The sequence below is a fragment of the Enterococcus camelliae genome (genome assembly GCF_042685105.1).
Taxonomy (GTDB): domain Bacteria; phylum Bacillota; class Bacilli; order Lactobacillales; family Enterococcaceae; genus Enterococcus_G; species Enterococcus_G camelliae.
Genome location: NZ_JBHUMO010000001.1, coordinates 62,181 through 83,860, shown reverse-complemented (window position 1 = coordinate 83,860; position 21,680 = coordinate 62,181). Strand labels below are relative to the sequence as shown.

Genomic DNA, 21,680 nt, shown 5'->3' with positions numbered 1-21,680 from the left:
TTCTAGATATCAATTATTATTCCTAATACATACGTTATTACTTGAACAAATGAACCCATAGCTAAAATACGAACAGCACAAACAAATGTTTCTTTTTTTACTTGTTTTCGCAAATACATACCTGTTTGCTTCCACACAAAAGGCACAATTGCAAAAGTAAGCAAGACTGTATACGGCGCCAACCCCAGCAAGACAGCCAACAAAATGGCCACAAAGGCAAAAACGTTATGGCCCACAAACAATGCCAATGACTGTTTTTTACCCAAATAGTGCGGGAGCGTATACCGTTTATTTTTTTCATCTTCTTCCAAATCACACGTGTTGTTTGCTAACATTAAATTTGCAATCCACAATGTATTAGGCAATGCAATTATAAAGATACTCAAAATTTGTGAAAAATTCCAATAAAATGCTTGGTAAGCATTCAAATACACACAAATCAGCGTAATCATAAAGCCCATTGTAAACCCTGAAAAAAACTCACCCACTGGCATGCTTGAAAGTGGTTTGGGACCGGATGAATAGAAAATACCTACAAAATAGCAAAAAAGCCCCATCCAAAAAAGCGGCCATCCAACAACGGCCGACAACAGAATGCCCATTGTCGCGGAAATCACAATCATTCCTACCATCAACCAAAAAACAAGCCTCAAAGAAAGTTGCTCGCGTCCAATAATATTGGTTTTTTCTTTGTAGTCGTGGACAGCAGTTGCATGATGGTAATCGTTATAGTTGTCAAGAATATCCACTGCCATATTAAATAAAAACATTGCAACAAAGAAAATAATAACAAACCCCAAATGAATGGATTGAAAATGATACCAACTATAACAAATACCAATCAAAAATGGTAAGACACTTGCTGTCTTCGCTTTAAATTCAACAAGTTCTAGAAAAACTTTAAGTGACATAGAATCCTCCTTTCCAAGAAATTTGCATAAAATTAGCCAATTCGATACAAAATAGGGTAAAATGTGACTATGTGATTAAGACTATCGAAAGGGTTGTATTATGCATTCACACTGGAACGATTATCCCACGATTCAAAACAAACTCCAAGTCGTATGCTCATTTTTGGAAAAACAGCTGAACGTACGAAACAAAGACATCCAACAAGCATTAATTGATTTTAGTCAAGCTGGAGGGAAATATCTACGACCAGCTTTTTTCTTTCTATTCGCTGAAATTGGAGAACAAGAAAAACAAAATGAAGAAGATCTGATCAAAATCGCTTCTTCCATTGAATTACTTCACATGGCAACCCTTATTCATGATGATATTATTGATGATTCTCCGTTGCGCCGAGGAACGATGACTATTCAATCCCGTTATGGAAAGGATATTGCCGTTTATACAGGTGATTTGCTTTTTACCCTGTTTTTTGAAGTATTAATTGATGTCATGAATGGCTCACCCTTTATGGCTATGAATGCGCAGGCAATGAAAGGATTGCTTTTAGGTGAACTGGATCAAATGCATAACCGCTATAATAGCAACCAAACCATCGACGATTATTTATTAAGTGTCAATGGCAAAACAGCGGAGCTTTTCTGGCTTGCTTGTCTGGAAGGGGCACACTTTGGCCACACTTCACCAGAAATTGAAGCACTCGCTGGTGACATTGGCCGTAACATTGGTATTGCCTTCCAAGCGTATGATGACATCCTAGATTACACCTCCGATGAGTCTACTTTGCAAAAACCAGTTCTAGAAGACTTGACCCAGGGTGTGTATACGATTCCTCTGCTCTTGGCCAAAGCCCAAAATTCTGCAGCATTTGAACCATTTTTACGAAAAAAGGGGAACCTAACAGAAGAAGAAGCCAAAAAAGTTGCCTCCCTCGTCGTAGCGTATCAAGGGGTAGAGCAAGCAAAAGAGTTTGCACGAACCTATACTGAAAAAGCATTGGCCGATATTCGACGCTTGCCAGCAGGACATGCCCGTGATCAACTCGAACGACTAACACGACAATTGTTGGCACGCAACTACTGATTGACTATTCATTCACCCGATAAAAAAGCAAGGACAATTGTCCTTGCTTTTTTATCGACCTTCATCCACTGCTTTTAACAATCGATAACGAGGACTTGTAGCCGCCAATTCAGCTGGGCTTCCTGCAAGCTCAATTTGACCATTCTCAATAAACAGCACGCGTTCCATTTGATTAATTCCTTGTAAATGATGGGTAATCCAAATGATTGTCTTATCTTTTAATTCACCAAAAAAGGTATCAATTAAGGCTTGTTCTGTGATTGGATCTAAACCTACAGTTGGTTCATCTAGCAAAACGATGGGTGTGTCTTGTAACAAAATACGCGCCAACGCCATTCGATGCCGCTCACCACCAGAAAAACGCAAACCAGCTTCATCCACCATCGTTTGGAGTCCATCTGGCAAACGTTGAACCAATTTTTTTAACCCTACGCGTTCAAGAACGTGCCACACCTCTTCCACTGAAGCTTCTTCATTCCCAATACGCAAATTATTCAAAATGGTCGTATGAAATAAATAGGGTGTTTGTTGAATAACACCAATATAGTTAGCTATTTGATCACCAAATTGATTCGTTGGCACCTCTCCTAAGGTCAAAAAACCATCCGTCGGCGCCAAGTCCCCACGAATAAGGGTTGCAAGTGTACTTTTTCCTGATCCGCTTCGACCTAAAATAGCTAATTTTTGCCCTTGAGGAATGGTTAAATCCAAGCCATTAAGCACCATTTTGCTTTCATTTGGATAATGAAAGGAAAGGTTTTTCAATTGGATTGTCAGCGTCTGAATAGGGAGTGCAGAATCCTCAGGCGTAGCTTGACTGTTCAGCGCATTCAATCGATTCAAAGAATCTTTGTAAACATTCGTTTCTTGCGCTGCATCAGGTAAAACAGCAAATGCATCAATCAGCGGAAAAAGACTGAGTACGAAGGCGGCAATCCAGTTTGCTGCTCCGCCATGATTTCCTACAAATCGCTGGCTTGTCCAGAGAATTAGACTAACCGCCATCAAGCCGATATACAGTTGAAAAAAGTAATTGCGTAAGCGATTGAATCGTCGTAATTCATTTTGAACATGATAAAGCTGCTGCTCATTTTCAAGATAGGAAGCTACATATTCTTGTGAACGTTGGCTGAATATCCAGTCAGAGACCCCCATCACATTATCCGTTAAATCGATATACAACGCATTTTTTACTTGTTTTTCTCGCTCTTGTCTTGCACCATTCATTAGCACAGAGACAAGCGGAAAGACCACAACCAAGCCGAAAAATAAAATAGTCATGACCAATGCAAACCAAAGTGAAAAGAAACCTAAACCAACTATCACAAACACATAGAGAATCCAAGCAATAATTGTTGGAAAGATTGTTCGCAAATATAAATTTTGAATGTGGTTAATATCTTCTGCCAAAAGTCCCAGAATATCACCCATTCGATAGGTTTGTTTAAAAAACATTGCTTCTTTCTCTAACGTGAGGTAAAGCTTGAGACGAAGCTTAGATGTCATTTTCAACACCCAGTTATGACTAGTCAAACGCTCCACATAACGAAAAACGGGTCGGCCAATCCCAAACGCCCTTGTTAGAACAATCGGAATATAAATCATTAGAATATTTTCTGGTAACGAAGCCGAACGACTAATCAAATAACCAGAAGTAAACATCAGCGCACCCGCACAAAAGAAGGTCATAAAACCTAAAAATAACGCCAAGTACAATGCTTTTTTATACTGGTGAAGAAAAGGTTTCACCCATTGATCCGTTTTTAGAGATTGGAAAAGTGGAATTTTAAACATGTTCTTCCCTCCTCATTTGCTCTGTCAATTCATAAAAATGCCCTTGCTTAGCTGTCAATTCGGCAAATGTCCCTTGCTCGACAATTTTCCCTTGCTCAATCACGAGAATAACATCCATTTGACGCATCCAATGCAAGCGGTGAGTTGCGAAGAAAACAAGTCGATTTTCCATTAATGGCAGCATTCGTTCTTTGATTTCAACTTCTGTTTCAATATCCAAATGCGCCGTTGGTTCATCAAAAAGAAGAATACTTCGTTTTTTATCTAGGAAAGCTCGTGCCAACGCAATCCGTTGGGCTTGTCCACCACTCAGCGCACGTGCACCCTGACCGATTGGTGTGTCTAGTCCTTGGGGCAATTCAGCTACCAATTCATTCAATCCCACGACATTAACGGCTTCTTGAATTTCCTTTTCAGTGGCATTTGGTGTATAAAAAGCAAGATTTTCCCGTAATGTTAGTTGGAAAAGATACGGACTTTGTGGGATATAAATCATTTGTTTTTGCCAATCTTTCTGTGCGAAGGAGGTCACACGTTGTCCAGCAATCTCAATGGATCCACCACTTGGCGTCAGAAAACCACTTAATCCGTTAATTAAAGTTGATTTTCCAGAACCACTCATCCCAATCACACCAATTTTTTTGAAGCCGGTTGTTGTCAAATCAAATGGTTGAATAGTTTCTGTCTGCCCGTCGTAAGAAAAGCTCATTTGATGTAGTGTTAGTTGAGCGTCTTTCCCCCATTGAGGGAGCGATTGTTGTACCTCTGTTTCTTCTGGTAATTCTAATACTTCTCGTACAGCAGTCATCGCATTTTTTCCATCCAATGTTGCATGATAATCGCTAGAAAAATCACGAACTGGTAAAAAATATTCCGGGGACAAAATCAATACCGTTAAAGCCGGAAATAAAAAAACTTCTTGATTGATGAGTCTTAAGCCCAAAAGAACCGCGACAATTGCTACGGATAACGTGGTAAAAAAATCCAAGGCAAACGTCGATAAAATACCAATTTTCAACGTACTCATCGTTGCTTTGCGGAACGCTTCACTTGTTTGGTAAATACTACGACCATAGCGTTTGCTTAATCCAAATACCTTCAACGTATCAATTCCTCGCAAAGAATCAATAAAATGATTGGACAACAATTGAAAGGCGCGGTATTGGCGATCAGCCTTCGCTTGAGCCGCATACCCTAAAATAATCATAAAAATAATAATCAGGGGGAAAATAAGCAGCAATGTAAGCCCTGATTCCCAATCTAAGAAAAAAATAACGACTAAAATCAGCCAAGGAATAATCATCATGTTCATCATTTTAGCCAAAATGAGATGAATGTAGTTCTCAACTTGGGAAATTCCTTCTAAAGCCATCGTAATCATATTCCCTGTTCCTTGTGCTTGGACTACAACGGGACCTAATCGGAATAATTTTTCCAGTAATTGGCTTCTTAACAATTCCACCTGTTCTTGTGCATAGTTGTCCAATAATTTATCACGGAAAAAAATGACACCATGACGAGCACTATAACAGAGAAAAAAAGCCACAATTAGCCCAAATTGAGCTTGCAACGATTTGCCTTCCCACAAGTGGGTAATGACTGTTGCTAAGGTGTAAGCTTGCCCAATTATAAAGAGAGCTTGCAAGATAGCATACCCTGCAAGCACCATCATTATTTTTTGAATGTTCGGCAAGCGCATAATCGCTTTATCAACCATTCTTAGTATCCTTTCACATCTAACGTTACACGTTTTCTAAATATATAATATGCCCAAGCAGTATATGCTAAGACAAATGGTAATAACGTAAAGGAGATATACGTCATTAACTTCAACGTATAAGGCGTCGATGAAGCATTTTTAATTAACAGATCAAATTGACTGCCTAATGAACTAATCATCACACGTGGAAATAGTCCTGTGAAAAGTAAGGCTACTAAGACAACCATTGTCAAGCCACTCGCAATAAAAGCAGTCATTTCTTTTTCTTTAAACACTGAAATGTTAGCAAGAACTGTCAACAATACAATTGCTAACACTAGTAGACTTGTCAACGCAAAATTATTATCAAAGAAATCTGTCTTGAAATACAACAAGATTGCAAACAAAACTAAACCAACATAAAGGACATAATAAAGCAATTTAGCATAATTGCGCGCATGTTCTCTGACCGGTCCTTCTGTTTTCAAGGAAATATAATTTAACCCATGCAAGTAGCAAAGCAACGTCAACGCCACTCCACCAACAACTGAAAAGAGATTAATATAATCAGTAAACTTAGCAGTCATATTTCCATCCGCATCAATTGGCATACCTTGCACCAAACTGATAAAGAGAACACCAAAGAAAAAAGGTACAATGAAACTACCAATACTTAATGTCCAGTTCCAGAAATTTTTATTTTTTTCTGGCACTTTATGCCGAAATTCAAAGGAAACGCCGCGAATAATCAAACCAAATAAAATAATAAAGAGGATTAAATAATATCCACTAAACAAAGATGCATACCAATAAGGGAATGAAGCAAACATAGCGCCCCCTGCGGTTAGTAACCATACTTCATTACCATCCCAAACAGGTCCTATCGTATTGACAATTTGGTCTTTTTCTTCGTCATTATGAGCTAACGTCTGGACAGCCATGCCGACACCAAAGTCAAATCCTTCAAGGAAAAAGAAACCGGAAAATAAAACGCCAATTAACACAAACCACATTAATTGTAAACCAGACATTAGAATGCACCTCCATCAAATGGATCTATCGACGGTTTGCTATCTGCTTCCTGTTGATGATCCACATATTCAGGCCCTTTTTTCAATTCGCGAATAACCAAGTAAACCATCACAGCACCCAGACCGGCAAACAGTAAGAAGTAAATAATATTTGATATTAATAGTGATGTCACCGATACATTAGGTGACACACTATCTTCAATTTTAAACAGGCCGTAAACTGTCCAAGGATACCGTCCAAGCTCAGTGATTAGCCAACCTGAAGTGTTTGCTAGAAATGGCGCAAAGGTCATCAAACCAAGAACCCATAACAGCCAATTTTTTTTGTATAGCGTTTCCTTCTTTTTGCGTGTCATAATTAGACCCACAATTGCGACCAATAACATTAACGTTCCAAAACCAGCCATCACCCGGAAGCTCCAAAACAAAGTGTTGACAGGAGGGTAGTAATTACCTTCACCATATTTGGCAGTCAATTCTTTGTTAATTTCATTCATGCCTTTGACAGCACCTTCTGGAGCATTATAAGACAAGATACTTAGCATATAAGGAATTTCAATCCCAAATACGCGTTCCTTTTTCGCCTCGTTTGCCCAAGCGACTACCGTCCAAGCAGCTGGGTCTCCTGAGTTTTCATATAATCCTTCTGTTGCAGCAAATTTCATTGGTTGATCTTCAACCAACGCTTTCATTTGTAAGTCACCTGCAAACAAAACAGAAGCGGAACCAATTAACGTTACCCAAAGGCCAACTCTAACGGTTTTTTTGTAAATTTTTTGTGTCAATTCACTTAATTGATTCTTCTTCAACAATTGGAAAGCAGATAACCCAGCGACCACAATCCCTCCAGTTAATATTGCACCGGCGATAACATGTGAAAACTCATACCAAACTTGGGGATTGCTAATGACTGCTCCAAAATCCGTCATTTCTGCCCGACCATTGTTAATGGTATACCCGGTTGGATGTTGCATAAAGCTATTCGCAACTAATATCCAAAAAGCGGACATGATGGAGCCAAAACCAACTAACCAAATGAACAGTGCGTGCACTGCCGGTTTTACTCGATCCCAAGTAAATATCCATAACCCTAAGAAGGTTGATTCCAAAAAGAACGCAAGCAAAGCTTCAACTGCTAGAGGTGCTCCAAAAATATCGCCGACAAAGCGAGAATAATCTGACCAGTTCATACCGAACTGAAATTCTTGAATAATACCTGTCACGACACCTACTGCGAAACTTAATAATAAGATTTGTGCCCAAAACTTAGCCATCTTCTTATAAACTTCGTCTTTTTTCGTTACATAAAGAGTTTCCATAATTGCTACGACAAATGCCATCCCAATCGATAATGGGACGAAGAAAAAGTGAAACACCGTCGTCATAGCAAATTGGATTCGAGCTAATGTAACAATATCCATTTCCTATTCCTCCAATCAACTTTGTACATTCTGTACATGTGGTCTTACAACTAACCATTTTACAAGTTTTTTCACGAATACCTATCTAAAAAGTACTCCTTTTATTATAACTCACCCTCTATTATAATAGGCGATTTTCAAATAAATGCAATGTTTGCGCCTCTCATTTGACCAAACTTTCCAAACAAACTTTCAAAGTGAAAAAGAAAGGGTCTCCTGCATATAGCATGCAAGAGATCTTTTCTTAGCAATCTTCGACTACAACATATGTGACATGGAGCGGCCCATGTACGCCTTCAACTAAAACCATTTCAATATCTCCGGAATTTGAAGGACCTGAGATAAAATTCAAAGCCGAGCCAGTAGCTTCTCCAGCTTTGATTTTAGCGGCATAGTGATCTGTCGCTTGCGTGATTCGGGGAACCATTTTGCTGATAGGAACAATTGCAATGTAATTTGTAGGCAAAAAATGCAACGACCTTCCTTGACCCGCGGATGATTCCAGCGCAACGGTTCCTGACTCTGCTAACACATATTCTGCAAAAGCAATACCGATATTCGAACGTTGGGCCTCAAAGATATTGGCTTGTCGTTTATCTGCACCTTTTTGCCAAATATATGTATTCGGACGATGAGTGAAATCAGCTAGCCCATATTCCTCAAACCGAGGATCATCTGGTAAAATCATGGAACCTTCCCCATATTCTTGAATTTGGGTTGCCAATGTAGCAGGCAAATCGGCAAGCGATGTTGTAAGCAATTGGCAATGAAGTGCTGCGCATTGTTTTTTTAAGACTTCTAACAATTCGTCTTGAGTCAGATCATTTAATGTTTCATGCGGTAAATCATTCATAAACGGCACAGCTGAATCCTTTAAACTGTGGCGCTCATACTTTAAGCATCCGGCCAAATGATCAAGAAAGTTTTCTCTGTTTTCGTTTGTTGTGCTCGTCATCTTACTTTCCCCCCATTTGCGCTTTCGCTTTTTGATGATCTTTAAACCACTGACGGAAATTGTCTTTTGCTTTAGGAGGTCGAGGTAAATCACGATAGTCGGTCCAATTTTTAGCCATTGCAGGCGCTTTGTTTAAATAGCCATCATGGTTATATAAGTTTTTTACACTCATATCTTTCTTTTTCGTAATCATTGCAGATCCAGCATGATCCACCTTTTCTACCATTTTAAACGCGATTGGGGAAGCCGTAACGCGGCCAATCATTTTCATGGTTGCATCATCCAGCCCATGTTTCATCTTTAGTTCATTGGTCATCACTGTACGATGCTCAATTAGCAATTTGTGCAAAGGAATTTTTACTGGACAAGTATCCGTGCATGCTCCACAAAGACTTGACGCATAGGGTAAATCACCGAATTCTTCGTATCCACCTAAAATTGGAGACAGCACTGCACCCATTGGTCCTGGATAAATAGACCCATAACCGTGCCCACCAATATGACGATACACTGGGCAGACATTTAAACAAGCCCCACATCGAATGCATTGCAACATTTCTTGAAATTGTGTGCCTAACGCATTTGATCGTCCATTGTCAACAATCACAACATAAAAATCTTCTGGTCCATCTGATTCATCTTCATGCTTGCGACCAGCAAACGTCACATAGCTCGTTAATTTTTGACCAACCGCACTGCGACAAAGCAAATTGTCCAATACTTCTGCTTCTTTGATACTTGAGACGATCCGTTCCATCCCCATTAAGACGATTTGTGTTTTAGGAATACTAATACATAAATCAGCATTTCCTTCATTGGTCACTAAATTGATCATGCCACTATCAGCAATTGCAAAGTTACAACCAGAAATACCTAAATCAGCTTCTAAGAATCGTTCTCTCAATATTTTACGAGCAAACTTTGCCAAATCCACAGGCTCATCTGAACCAACATACCCAAGTTTTTCAAAAATTTGTTTCACTTGATGCCGATTTTTATGGACAGCTGGGAAAACAATGTGTGAAGGTTCATCCCAATTATCCATTTGCAAAATAAATTCTGCTAAGTCCGTTTCAACCACACTAACATCGGTCATTTTTTCAAGCATTGGATCCAATCCAACTTCCGTGGTAACCATTGATTTGGATTTCACAATTTTTTTAATTTCTTTTTCTAAGACAATTTGGCGGACAAACTCTTGCGCTTCTTTATCCGTCCGGGCAAAGAAGACATGTCCCCCTTGTTTTTCGACATTATCACTAAATTGTTCTAAATAATCGGGTAAATGATTTAACGTATGTTGCCGGATTTGCTGTCCTAATTCCCGCCATTGTTCCCAATTTCCTAATTGGTCGCGGGAGCCTTCTCGTTTAATCCATTGCGCATCTTGTGCTTTCTTTAATGCTGCCTGCATTTGTTTGTCTTCGATGTTTTCCGTACATCGTTCATCGAAAGATAAGGTACTTGTCTTTAATCCCATGTATCCGTCCTCCTATGCCAATGCCTTTTCTGGAATTTTGACTCTTGATAAATCAACATCATGATTTAATACTTCTGCGATGTGCATAATCGTGATTGGCTTGCCTTCACGGTTGAACTTCCCGCCAATATTCATTAAACAAGCCATATCGGCACTAATTAAAACTTCTGCACCTGTATCGATGATGTCGTTCATTTTTTCTGTGACCATCGCATTTGAAATGATGGGTTCTTTCACTGAGAAGGTTCCGCCAAACCCACAACAATTTTCAATATGAGGAATCTCAACATATTCCAAGCCCTTAACATGTTTCATTAGTTCAAACGGTGATTCTCGTTCCCCTAACAGACGAGTCATATGGCAAGAGCGATGATAGGTTACTTTTTTATATAATGTTGCACCCACATCAGTTAACCCCAAAACATGATACAAAAACTGGGTAAACTCATATGTTTTATCATGCAACTTAACTGCTTCTTCATAGTAGATTGGATCATCTTTAAAAAACTCCGCATATTCTCTCATAGAGGCTGTGCAACTTCCTGCGGCGCCCACTACATAATCAGCATCTTTAAATGCTTCTAATTGATTAATTAATACTTTTCGCGATTCTTCTCGATACCCACTATTTAATGTGGGTTGTCCACAACAGACTTGATTCTCTGGATATAGCACTTCAATCCCAAAACGTTCGAGCACTTCTACAATCGCAATCGAGACATTTGGAAAAAGGGCATCTACGACACAGCTCGTAAACAAACTCACTTTCATGATCGTCATCTCCTACATTAGAATAATTTTAGTATACTCCTTTTCAAAAAAGCTTTCAAAAGGAAATCGTATTTTTTTGACGGATAGAATAATCTGTATAAACCAAAAAAACGGATGAGAAATCTTGTTCTCATCCGTTTTCTTTTATTTACACTAACCGTTTTCTTAATTGACCAGAAATAAAATCAATCAGCGTAACAGTTATAATAATTCCAATTAAGATAATTCCCACGCGACTCCAGTTTCGAGCATTGATTGCAAAGATCATTGGCGTCCCAATCCCACCGGCACCAACCATCCCTAAAATAGAGGCTGAACGCACAGCTAATTCAAAGCGATACAATGTAAAGGAAATGAATTCCGGAACTAACTGTGGCAAGGTCGCATAAGCCAAAAGATCCCAGCGATTTCCACCGGCACTAATAACTGACTCTGATGGTCCTTGATCCATATTTTCAATCGCTTCACTGTATAATTTGGCAAGCATCCCGATTGAGTGTACACTGACAGCCAATACACCGGCAAACGAACCTGGTCCCACTGTTTTAATAAACATAATTGCCAACACAATTTCCGGGAAAGTCCGAATCGCTGTTAGCATAATTTTCCCTGTACCTGATACAAAACGATTGCCTTGTTTGGTACGCGCAGCCCAAAAGGCAAACGGTATACTCAACAAGGATGAAATAAACGTTCCTAAAAAGGCAATCGCCACCGTTTGAATCATCAAAGAAATCAAATCTTCGCCATCACCTGTATACACATAGGCCCAATCCGGGTGCGTTAGTCCATGAAAAATAGAGCCAACAATTTCTTTCACATTTTCTTTCACACCAGTAAACGGAATACCAGAAAATGCCCATACATACATTGCTAGTAATGCCAAAGCAATAATCCAGTTTCTTACCAGATGTTTTTTTGGTTCAGCTGGCAACATCATATTAATCGCTCCCTTAACTTATTACTAATTGTGTCGATGACTAACACGACTGCGAAGATAGCAATGACAATAATAGACGTTTGATCATAACGAAATTGGCTAAGCGAGCGTTGCAAGTATATCCCAATTCCACCAGCACCAATATACCCTAAGACAGTTGATGCTCGAACGTTTATCTCAAAAGCATACAGAAGATAGCTTAAAAAATGACTCGTGACTTGGGGGAGTACCGCGTAACGAATAATATCTAATCTGGAACCACCTGATGCTGTAATTGCTTCAATCGGCCCATCATCAATTGTTTCAATCGACTCAAAAAACAATTTTGAAATCATTCCAAACGTGAATACAGCTAATGAAATAACCCCTGCCACAGGACCGATACCGACAATGGCAACGAACAATGCTGCTAGCATTAAATCTGGAATGGTCCGGATAATATTTAAAATAAAGCGGAAAATACCAGTAACCCATTTATTATGTACGATATTTCGAGCAGCAAATAAAGAAAATGGAAAGGCAAATAAAGCACCTATCGTTGTACCAATAATAGCCATCTGTAACGTTTCTAAGATAGGCTTTATGATAATGGAAACATAGGACCAATCCGGATGAGCCATTTTCTGGATGATAATAGTCATCTGTCCTGCATTGGTCACAAAGCGTGGAATATCGACACCCGAAATATTGCCACTAACAATCAATATCAAGACAAAAATAGCTAACCACAAGAAATTTTTCCAAAGTCCCCCACGTTTTGGTAGCGTCTGTGAATTCATTATACAATCGCTCCTTGTGCTTTTTCTTCCAAAATTTCACCACCATAAATTGCCTTCAATGTATCATCAGTTGCTTCCGCTACCGATCCATCAAAAACTAGACCCCCATCACGCAAACCGATGATTCGTGTACCATACTGACGTGCTAACTCCACAGAGTGCAGATTGACAACCACCGTAATCCCGAAATCTTGATTAATCCGTTTTAAATCATCCATTACTTTTTCGGTAGTCACTGGATCTAACGAAGCAACGGGTTCATCTGCTAAAATAATTTTCGGTTTTTGTGTCAAAGCTCTTGCAATCGAAACTCGTTGTTGCTGCCCACCAGACAATTCATCTGCTCGTGTGTAGACTTTTTCAGCTAGATTGACACGTTGCAATGATTGATACGCCCGTTCTTTGTCTTCTTTTGGAAATAGACCTAAAAGCATTTTCCATGTTGGATGATAAGCTACACGTCCCGTTAAGACATTTCGCAAAACACTTGAACGTTTGACCAAATTAAAACTTTGAAAAATCATTCCAATATCTCTGCGAATTAACCGCAATTCCTTCCCTTTCGCATTTGTAATGGATTGATTGTCAATTAAAATTTCACCACTTGAGATCTCGTGTAAGCGGTTGATTGAACGTAGCATGGTGGACTTTCCAGCTCCGGATAAACCGACAACAATGACAAACTCTCCTTTTTTAATATCAATATTCAAGTCCCGCAATCCATGAACACCATTTGGATAGACTTTATTGACATGCTTAAACGAAATAATCGCTTGATTTTCCTCTGTCACTTTTTTTCCTACTTTCTTATATTAAAAATAAAAAAATACAATGCAAAAGGGTATCGGTAACACTCGATACCCTTTGTTCCTATTTTATAGAAACGTTTGCTTATTGTCCAACTTCTTTTGCGTATTCGCGAACGATATCAAAATTGCTGTCTTTTGATTTTACATAGCCTTCATGCGAGTAGACAGAAGAAATAATTTCTTTCCCTTTTGGATCTTTACCGATTGCAATAAAGGCGTCTTGAATTTTTTTGTCCCATTCTTTACTCATATCTGAACGAACACTGATGGTATCGTTTGGAATTGGTTCAGTAAAGTACATTGGTTCTACTTCATCCATAATTTGTGGATAGTCTTTCTTCACTGTATTACGGGCATCTTCAAAGACAAAGGCTGCGTCCACATCTCCATTTAGAACGGAAAGAACAGCTTGGTCATGACCTTTCACTTGCACCGTTGTAACATCTTTATTAATATCAATTCCTTTTTTCTTCAATTCAGCAACTGGCCAAACATATCCAGCAGATGAAGTTACGTCTTGAGTTGCGATTTTTTTCCCTTTTAAATCATCAACATCTTTAATATTGCTTCCTTTTTTCACAACAATCATTGAACGGTAACTATCTACTAATTTATCTGTACTCTTTCCACCAGGTTGAGAAATGCCATAGCGCTGTGCTTGAAGAAGAACTTTCACACCACTTTGTTCATGAGCCAATACATAGGCGTTTGGTGGTAAGAAACCAACATCCACTTGTTTAGAACCCATTGCTTCTACAATGGTATTATAGTCAGTAGAAACACTTACAGTGACTGGAATGCCTAATTGCTTACTCAATAATTTTTCCAATGGTTTCGCTTTTGCTTCCAATGTTTCAGCAGATTGCGAAGGAACGAATTGTACCGTTAATTTTTTTGGCTCATAGCTTCCATCTTTTGATGAAGAACTTGATGAACTAGAGCTCCCACATGCCGCTAATGTAACTGCTGCAGCTAAACTCAAGCCAACCGCTGCCAATTTCTTCCAAACTTTCATCCTTATTCCCCTTTAGTAAATGTTTTGCAATTAAATACGAACAATTGCTACTAGATTATAGAATATTAATCGTTTATTAGCAATATTTTTTTATTATATTTTCGTTAGAATTATCTTCATTTCAATGAGAGTTTTCTCGTAATTCACCAATTGAGAGACACTGACCTTGTTTCACTGACAGCCGATGAAAAAAAATACAAAAATTCGTTTTGTATCCATCTGATAGTATACGCTGTTTTCGTTAACCTTCGTTAACATTTGTGTAAAGTTTTTGTAAAGAAAAATGAATGAAGCACTGCTTATCCCAAACAATGCTTCATTCATTGATTAATCACTTACCTGTTTTTCGCGTCCACTACCTACCCTCGTTGATAGTTAGGATCATATTTATCCGTTTCAATGTAGATGTAAACTTTTTTATCTGGCAAGCGTCTTCGGATATCTTCCTCAATCAGATTGACAATTGCGTAACCTTGCTCTTCTTGTGTATCTAACAAGTCAATTTTTGCAGCAACCATAATTTCATTTGGACTAAGATGAATCGTTTTGATATCAATTAATTTTTCAACATCATTTCGTTGGAATGCTTGCTTAATTTTATTTAAATCACTAGCAGTCACACTTTCTCCCACAATCAAACTATAAAATTCTCTTGCCAAGAAAATAGCTGCTCCCGTTAACAACACCCCAATTAACAAACCACTAAGGGCATCAAACGTAGGATTGTTTGTTACAATTGTCAGCAACGTTCCTGCCATCGCCAACGTCAAACCAATAACTGCACAAAAATCCTCTGTAAAAATGATAAGAATTTCGCTATGGCGACTTTCCCGTAAAAATGCCAATGTGGACAACTTTTCACTGTTCAATTCAGCAATTTCCTTCATGGCGATTCGTAAAGAATACCCTTCAACAATCATCCCAAAAATTAAAATAAGTATGACCACCCAAGGACTATTCACTTCATGACTTGGATGGAATAGCTTATCAATGGCCTCCATGATACCTAGGATACCACCCCCAAAGAACAACATGGTTGCGACAATCGTACTGAAAAAATACTTGGCACGGCCCTCTCCAAATTGATGCAATTCACTTTGACCACGGTTGGCTCGCTTGTTACCAAAAAGTAGCAACAACTGATTTCCACAATCGACCACACTATGAATACTTTCATTTAACATTGCTGCACTACCACTAATAAAATACCCAATAAACTTGCTAATTGCCACTAATACATTGGCGGCTAACGCTGCAAATACTGCCGCCATTCCTGTTGATTTCTCTTGCTCATTCATCTTTTTCTTTGCACCTTCTCTTTATCATTTTTAGCCAGTATACCTAATTACTTCTCGACCACAAAATCATTTGCTAAATAATCAATATAATTGATGGTAACGTTTGAGATACATGTTTTTGACCAATGTTACCAGGCACAAATATGCACAAACGATTCCTAACAAACAGCTCCAAAAAATCGTAGGCAAGTGCATCAATCCAAGAGAGGATCCCAAAGAAGTCATTGGCAAAATGCTTCCACAAAAAACGCCGAGACTAGTCGCAACAATCACCGGCCAAGTTGCGCGACTTTGGATAAATGGTAGTTTTGGAGAACGCAAGGCATGAATGACTAACGATTGCGTCCAGAAAGACTCTACAAACCAACCCGCATGGAAGACTGCGATGAAAACAACTTGTTGCGTAGCCGATAATTGAAAGTACGATCCGCCCGCTACAAGTGGACACAACCACGTATACAATAGATAAAAAGTCACCAAATCAAAAATGGAACTAGTGGGACCAAACCATACCATAAACCGCCCCATATCTTGCGTTGTCCATTTTTTAGGGCTTGCTAGATATTCTTGATCGACACGATCCCACGGCATTGCTAAGCATGAAAGATCATACATAAAATTTAAAAATAGTAATTGCAAGGGTAACATTGGTAAAAAAGGTAAAAAGATACTAGCAACAAGAACCGAGAGAATATTTCCAAAATTGGAACTTAACGTTGCTTTCACGTATTTCATAATATTGCCAAATACTTCTCTACCAGCTAGAATTCCTCTTTCTAACACCATCAAGTCCTTTTCCAATAAAATGACATTGGCGGATTCCTTCGCGATATCGACCGCTGTGTCCACGGATATCCCTACATCTGCAACTTTCAGGGCAGGTGCATCATTGATGCCGTCTCCTAAAAAGCCAATTGTATGATTTTTCTTTTGAAAACGTTGGACCAAATCTGCTTTTTGTTGTGGCGTCAATTTGACAAAAATCTTGGTGGTTTCAATAATCTTGTCCCATTCTTCTTCGGTTAGTTTTTCCAATTGACTGCCTTCTACCATATTCTCCGTCGCAATCCCGACTTGTTGACAAACGGATTGTGTCACTAAGGCATTATCTCCCGTTAATACCCGTACATCAACACCATGAGCATGTAAAGTGGAAATAGCTGCTTTCGCTGTTTCTTTTGGTGGATCAAGAAAGGCCAGATAGCCAATGAGGACCATCTCTGTTTCATCACCCGTCGAGAAAGCTCCCACTTCTGGTGGATTAGTCTTTTGAGCTACCCCAAGGACGCGGAATCCTTGTTGGTTTAACTTCTCTACCTCTTGCATAATGTGTCCTGCTAACGTTGGCGTAAGAGTGGTTACTTGCCCATCAAAATCGACAAATGAAGAAACACTGAGCATTTCTTCAATGGCGCCTTTGGTAATCATTTGCGTCTTACCTGATTGATCCGCAATCACCACACTCATTCTTCTCCGATCAAAATCAAATGGTACTTCATCAACTTTACGATAGTTTTCTGGATGCAATGTTAACTGTGTATCTGCAGCTTGAATAATGGCAATATCCATGAGATTTTTTAAACCCGTTTGGTAGTAACTATTCATATAGGCATGCCGCAACACGCGATTGCTCTCATTTCCATTGCAATCAAGATGGTATTCCAATACGATTTTGTCTTGAGTTAGTGTGCCTGTTTTATCCGTACAAAGCAAGTCCATTGCCCCAAAATTTTGAATGGCGGATAAATTCTTGATAATGGTTTCCTTTTTTGCCATGACACGCGCACCACGAACAAGGTTTGTTGTCACAATCATGGGTAACATTTCTGGTGTTAGACCAACAGCAACAGATAAACCAAACAAAATTGCTTCTAACCAGTTGCCTTTTGTTAGACCATTAATCACGATGACTATTGGTGCCATAATCACCATAAAACGAATTAACAGAAGAGACGTTTCCTTGATTCCCAACTCAAAACTCGTTTGCTTAGGCTTTTCGTTGAGGGTATGGGCAATGGAACCAAAGACCGTATCTTCCCCTGTTGCAATGACGATTCCTTCTGCCGTTCCACTTAATACGTTACTTCCCATCAAGACTAGGTTGGAACGTTCCGTCATGGCTATGTTTGATTCTGTTGCACTAGTTGCATCTTTCTCAACAGGGTAGCTTTCTCCTGTTAAAGCTGCTTGCGATAAAAACAAATCTTTTGTTTGTAATAAGCGCATGTCAGCAGGAATCATATCGCCTGCCGCTAATTTTACAAAATCACCGCAAACAATATCCTCCGTCGGTATTTCTTGGTAACGACCATCACGTGATACTGCAGCCGTTACATGAATCATTTTTTTTAATTGATCTGCTGCTTGATTAGCCCTGATAGTTTGGACAAAACTAACTAGACCACTTGCAAACACCATTATGCTAATTAACCAGACAGTTACGAAACTCCGATCTTGGGGTTGCGCAAAGATGCCATCTACAAAAACAGACACCACTGCTAATGCGATTAACACCAAAGTAAACGGTGTGATGAAGGATTCTCCTAATAATTTTAGCCAATGTTCATGTGATGGCCCTACAATTTGATTTTTTCCAAATTGGTCACGGTTTTCTTCTGCCTGTTCTGTTGTCAGCCCTCCAGCAACGCTGTGAAATTGACGCAGTACTTCTTCATAGGAACAACTTGCAGCACGTGCAACTTGTTCGCCTTGGTTTTTTTTCATTTTTCTGGCCTCTTTTCTCTTCTAAACGAAAGGACTGAGAAAAGAAAGCATCAGTCAGCAAGTGGCTAAGACGAACCAACCCATGCTTCGTTTCTCATTATGCTGTTGACTATTGGGGTGTCCGTCATCCATCTTACTCACTTCTTTCTATCCATTACTCTGATCCTAGTCGGTTTGTTAAAAGGAAAGGTACCCAACACAAAAAAACCTTTCACCAAATTGCTCAGCGAAAGGTTAAAAATACAAGACTGCTTGTTATTTTCGATCTACTCGTCGAGTTTTGGCACTATATAACGTAAAAAGGAAAATTCCTTTTAGCTACCTTAAAAAACGCCTTCTTCGACGATTTCTGTTCTACCCATTGGCGTCTCTCGACATTTTTGGGCAGTAGCCTGTGTTCATATAGGAGCCTCACCTAACAAATCATAGGGTCATGTTCATGCTTATTATAGTTAGAATGCTTCCAACCGTCAAATCAAAAAAGACATTTCCCGCCTTCATTTAAAAAAAATTTTTTCTCGACTTTCTTTAAAAAGAGTCAAAAACAAAACCCGTACCTATTAACTAGAATAGGTCGAGTTTTGTCTAAAATCAATTATTTAGAAGAACCATTCGCTTCTTTTTTCATCGATAAGGTCATCGCATTCATCGCCACAATTACCGTACTCAAAGACATAAGAATCGCTCCCACAGCTGGGTTGAGTACTATCCCAATCGGTGCAAGAATACCTGCTGCTAATGGGATAGCAAAAATATTGTATCCCGCTCCCCACCAAAGATTTTGAATCATTTTTCTTCTGGTGACTTTTGCTAAATCCAAAAAATGTAAAATATCTTCAGGATTGCTATTCGTTAAAACAACGTCTGCTGAGTCAATAGCTACATCTGTCCCAGCTCCAATAGCAATTCCAATCGTTGCACGTGCCAAACTTGGCGCATCGTTGATACCATCACCAACCATTGCTACTCTTTTTCCTTCATGAACGAATTGGGCAACAATCTTTTCTTTTCCATCTGGTAAAAGACCCGCATAAAATTGAGTAATGCCAAGATAGCTGGCCACTTTGGCAGCTGCTTCCTGATTGTCTCCAGTCAACATAACAGGTTCAATTTGGCGGTTATGCAATGCTTGAATAAATGCTTTTGCTTCAGGCTTGATTTCATCCCCTAAAGCAATTAGACCAACAATATCATCATTTAGTTTGACAAAACTAATCGTATTGCCTTGTTCTTGATAGTGAAGCCATTTTGATGGATCCAATGACTGCTTTTCGCTTTCAGTCAACGCATTTTCATTAAGAATTGTGACTTTTTGTGAATGCACCATTCCACTTAAGCCCACCCCAGTGATGGTCTGAGTATCTTTTGCTTCGAAAGGTTCCACTCCTTGTGCCTTTAGATAACGCATCATCCCTACTGCAATTGGATGATTGGCTGTTTTTTCCAACGCACCAATGTATTGCAATAGTTCTTGGGAAGTAATTTGATTATCCCATTGTTCAATTCCTGTTACAGCAAATGTTCCTTGGGTTAAAGTCCCAGTCTTATCAAGCAAAATCATCGACAAATCGTGTGAATTTTCAAGCGCGTTGCGGTTTTTTAACAATAAGCCATTTTGGGCAGCAATCGAGGTCGAGCGTGCAATCACTAATGGAATTGCCAAACCAAGTGCATGTGGACAAGCAATAACAAAGACTGTCACCATTCGATCAAGTGCAGTTGGCAAATCAGTCAATACTAACCAACTAATAAATGCCAAAATACCAACCGTTAAGGCCACATAAAATAGCCATTTGGCCACTTTATCAGACAATGCTTCCAGTTTTGACTTTTCCGCTTGCGCTCGGCGAACCATGGTCATCACTTTCGCTAGATAGCCCTCTTCTCCCGTACCAGTCACTTGGATCGTCAACGTACCTTCTCCATTTACCGAACCGCCAATCACCAAATCTTGTGGATTTTTTTGAACCCCGCGCGACTCTCCCGTAACGGCCGATTCATCCACAATGGATTGTCCCGACAAAATTTTTCCGTCCGTAGGCATTTTATCGCCCGACCGGACAATGAGTTTGTCCCCTGTGTGAACTGCTTGTAGCGAAACAACTTCCTCTTTACCGGCAACAAGTCTCGTTACCTTATCTGGTAATAATTCAGCTAATTTTTGTAGCGCATCACTCGCATTCATGACCGCATTCATTTCAATCCAGTGTCCAAGAAGCATAATCACTATCAACGTGGCTAGCTCCCAGAAAAAATTCATGACATCCTTTCCAAAAAAAGTTGTCGCGATAAAAGAATAGACACTATAAACATAGGACACCGTAATCCCCATTGCAATTAATGTCATCATCGCTGGATTTTTTTGTCGTAACTCTGATTTGGCCCCAGCTAGAAAAGGTTGTCCACCATAAAAGAATAATATTGTTGCCAAAATAAGAACAAGCCAATCCGATCCTGGAAATTGAAATTGAAATGGCAGATTAAGCCCCATCATTGGTGAAAGAAGCACAATTGGAAATGCAAGAATCAAGGATACCCAAAACTTTTGCTTAAAGTTTCCCATATGCATACTGTGATCCATGCTACCATGCATAGCATGCCCCATATGCATTTCATGCTTCATGTTCATTTCGTGATCCATATCCATTTTATGGTTCATGTTCATTTCGTGATCCATATCCATTTCATGATGTTGTTGGTCCATCACTGATTGCCTCTTCTCGTCATGCAGTTGTTCTTTTGGTTCTTGCATGTGCGTCATATGATGCGCGTGATTCATTGATTCATCCATTGCATGAGACCGTTGTTCTTCCTTCACAGAAGAAACGTGTGCTTCTTTTGGTTTCGATGCTTCTTGACTATTTTTCGTCACAATAAGCCCTTCTTCCTCAATTCGTTTACAATAGTAAACAATGTTTATATTTACTATACCACCTGTCGATTGATTGTCAATCAATCGTGCTTTTGCTTTT

16 protein-coding genes and 1 riboswitch are annotated in these 21,680 nt (G+C 39.2%); of the genes, 1 reads left to right on the top strand and 15 read right to left on the bottom strand.

Annotated elements, in window-relative coordinates:
• Nucleotides 1-2 precede the first annotated feature (2 nt).
• On the bottom strand, nucleotides 3-911 hold the full coding sequence (locus tag ACFSR0_RS00390) for a prenyltransferase (protein ID WP_379978780.1): 909 nt from the start codon (nucleotides 909-911) through the stop codon (nucleotides 3-5).
• 100 nt (nucleotides 912-1,011) lie between these two features.
• On the opposite strand from ACFSR0_RS00390, the gene ACFSR0_RS00385 reads away from it, so the two are divergent.
• On the top strand, nucleotides 1,012-1,992 hold the full coding sequence (locus tag ACFSR0_RS00385) for a polyprenyl synthetase family protein (protein ID WP_379978778.1): 981 nt from the start codon (nucleotides 1,012-1,014) through the stop codon (nucleotides 1,990-1,992).
• A gap of 51 nt (nucleotides 1,993-2,043) precedes the next feature.
• Here ACFSR0_RS00385 and cydC read toward each other — a convergent pair whose 3' ends face one another.
• From cydC to ACFSR0_RS00315, 14 genes are all read right to left on the bottom strand, one after another.
• Nucleotides 2,044-3,786 (bottom strand): thiol reductant ABC exporter subunit CydC, encoded by a 1,743-nt coding sequence (gene cydC, locus ACFSR0_RS00380; RefSeq protein ID WP_379978776.1) that lies wholly within the window; start codon nucleotides 3,784-3,786, stop codon nucleotides 2,044-2,046.
• The gene (gene cydD, locus ACFSR0_RS00375) at nucleotides 3,779-5,503 is read right to left on the bottom strand and encodes a thiol reductant ABC exporter subunit CydD (RefSeq protein ID WP_379978774.1); all 1,725 of its coding nucleotides are present in this window, start codon (nucleotides 5,501-5,503) and stop codon (nucleotides 3,779-3,781) included. The genes cydC and cydD overlap by 8 nt, the downstream gene beginning before the upstream one ends.
• A 2-nt stretch (nucleotides 5,504-5,505) precedes the next feature.
• Entirely contained in the window at nucleotides 5,506-6,516 is a 1,011-nt protein-coding gene (gene cydB / locus ACFSR0_RS00370) for a cytochrome d ubiquinol oxidase subunit II (protein ID WP_379978772.1), read from the bottom strand.
• Nucleotides 6,516-7,937 (bottom strand): cytochrome ubiquinol oxidase subunit I, encoded by a 1,422-nt coding sequence (locus ACFSR0_RS00365; protein WP_379978770.1) that lies wholly within the window; start codon nucleotides 7,935-7,937, stop codon nucleotides 6,516-6,518. Before ACFSR0_RS00365 ends, cydB begins: the two co-directional genes overlap by 1 nt.
• A 244-nt stretch (nucleotides 7,938-8,181) precedes the next feature.
• Nucleotides 8,182-8,892 carry a LutC/YkgG family protein gene (locus ACFSR0_RS00360; protein WP_379978768.1) on the bottom strand — a complete coding sequence of 237 codons (711 nt, stop codon included), beginning with the start codon at nucleotides 8,890-8,892 and terminating at the stop codon, nucleotides 8,182-8,184.
• A 1-nt stretch (nucleotide 8,893) separates the two neighbouring features.
• A complete protein-coding gene (locus tag ACFSR0_RS00355; RefSeq protein WP_379978766.1) occupies nucleotides 8,894-10,372 on the bottom strand; it encodes a LutB/LldF family L-lactate oxidation iron-sulfur protein in 1,479 nt (492 codons plus the stop codon).
• 12 nt (nucleotides 10,373-10,384) lie between these two features.
• The gene (locus tag ACFSR0_RS00350; protein ID WP_379978764.1) at nucleotides 10,385-11,143 is read right to left on the bottom strand and encodes a (Fe-S)-binding protein; all 759 of its coding nucleotides are present in this window, start codon (nucleotides 11,141-11,143) and stop codon (nucleotides 10,385-10,387) included.
• A gap of 148 nt (nucleotides 11,144-11,291) precedes the next feature.
• Nucleotides 11,292-12,083, bottom strand: coding sequence for a phosphonate ABC transporter, permease protein PhnE (gene phnE, locus ACFSR0_RS00345; RefSeq protein WP_379978762.1), 792 nt, complete (start codon nucleotides 12,081-12,083; stop codon nucleotides 11,292-11,294).
• Nucleotides 12,080-12,862, bottom strand: coding sequence for a phosphonate ABC transporter, permease protein PhnE (gene phnE, locus ACFSR0_RS00340; protein WP_379978760.1), 783 nt, complete (start codon nucleotides 12,860-12,862; stop codon nucleotides 12,080-12,082). Before phnE (ACFSR0_RS00340) ends, phnE (ACFSR0_RS00345) begins: the two co-directional genes overlap by 4 nt.
• A complete protein-coding gene (phnC, locus tag ACFSR0_RS00335; RefSeq protein ID WP_379978758.1) occupies nucleotides 12,862-13,653 on the bottom strand; it encodes a phosphonate ABC transporter ATP-binding protein in 792 nt (263 codons plus the stop codon). The genes phnE (ACFSR0_RS00340) and phnC overlap by 1 nt, the downstream gene beginning before the upstream one ends.
• 100 nt (nucleotides 13,654-13,753) lie before the next feature.
• Entirely contained in the window at nucleotides 13,754-14,686 is a 933-nt protein-coding gene (locus tag ACFSR0_RS00330; RefSeq protein ID WP_379978756.1) for a phosphate/phosphite/phosphonate ABC transporter substrate-binding protein, read from the bottom strand.
• 359 nt (nucleotides 14,687-15,045) lie between these two features.
• Entirely contained in the window at nucleotides 15,046-15,984 is a 939-nt protein-coding gene (locus ACFSR0_RS00325; RefSeq protein ID WP_379978754.1) for a cation diffusion facilitator family transporter, read from the bottom strand.
• 81 nt (nucleotides 15,985-16,065) lie between these two features.
• On the bottom strand, nucleotides 16,066-18,708 hold the full coding sequence (gene mgtA, locus ACFSR0_RS00320; protein WP_379978752.1) for a magnesium-translocating P-type ATPase: 2,643 nt from the start codon (nucleotides 18,706-18,708) through the stop codon (nucleotides 16,066-16,068).
• Nucleotides 18,709-18,966: 258 nt separating this feature from the next.
• A riboswitch (M-box (ykoK) riboswitch) is annotated at nucleotides 18,967-19,138 on the bottom strand.
• A 165-nt stretch (nucleotides 19,139-19,303) separates the two neighbouring features.
• Entirely contained in the window at nucleotides 19,304-21,499 is a 2,196-nt protein-coding gene (locus tag ACFSR0_RS00315; protein ID WP_379978822.1) for a heavy metal translocating P-type ATPase, read from the bottom strand.
• Nucleotides 21,500-21,680: the final 181 nt, after the last annotated feature.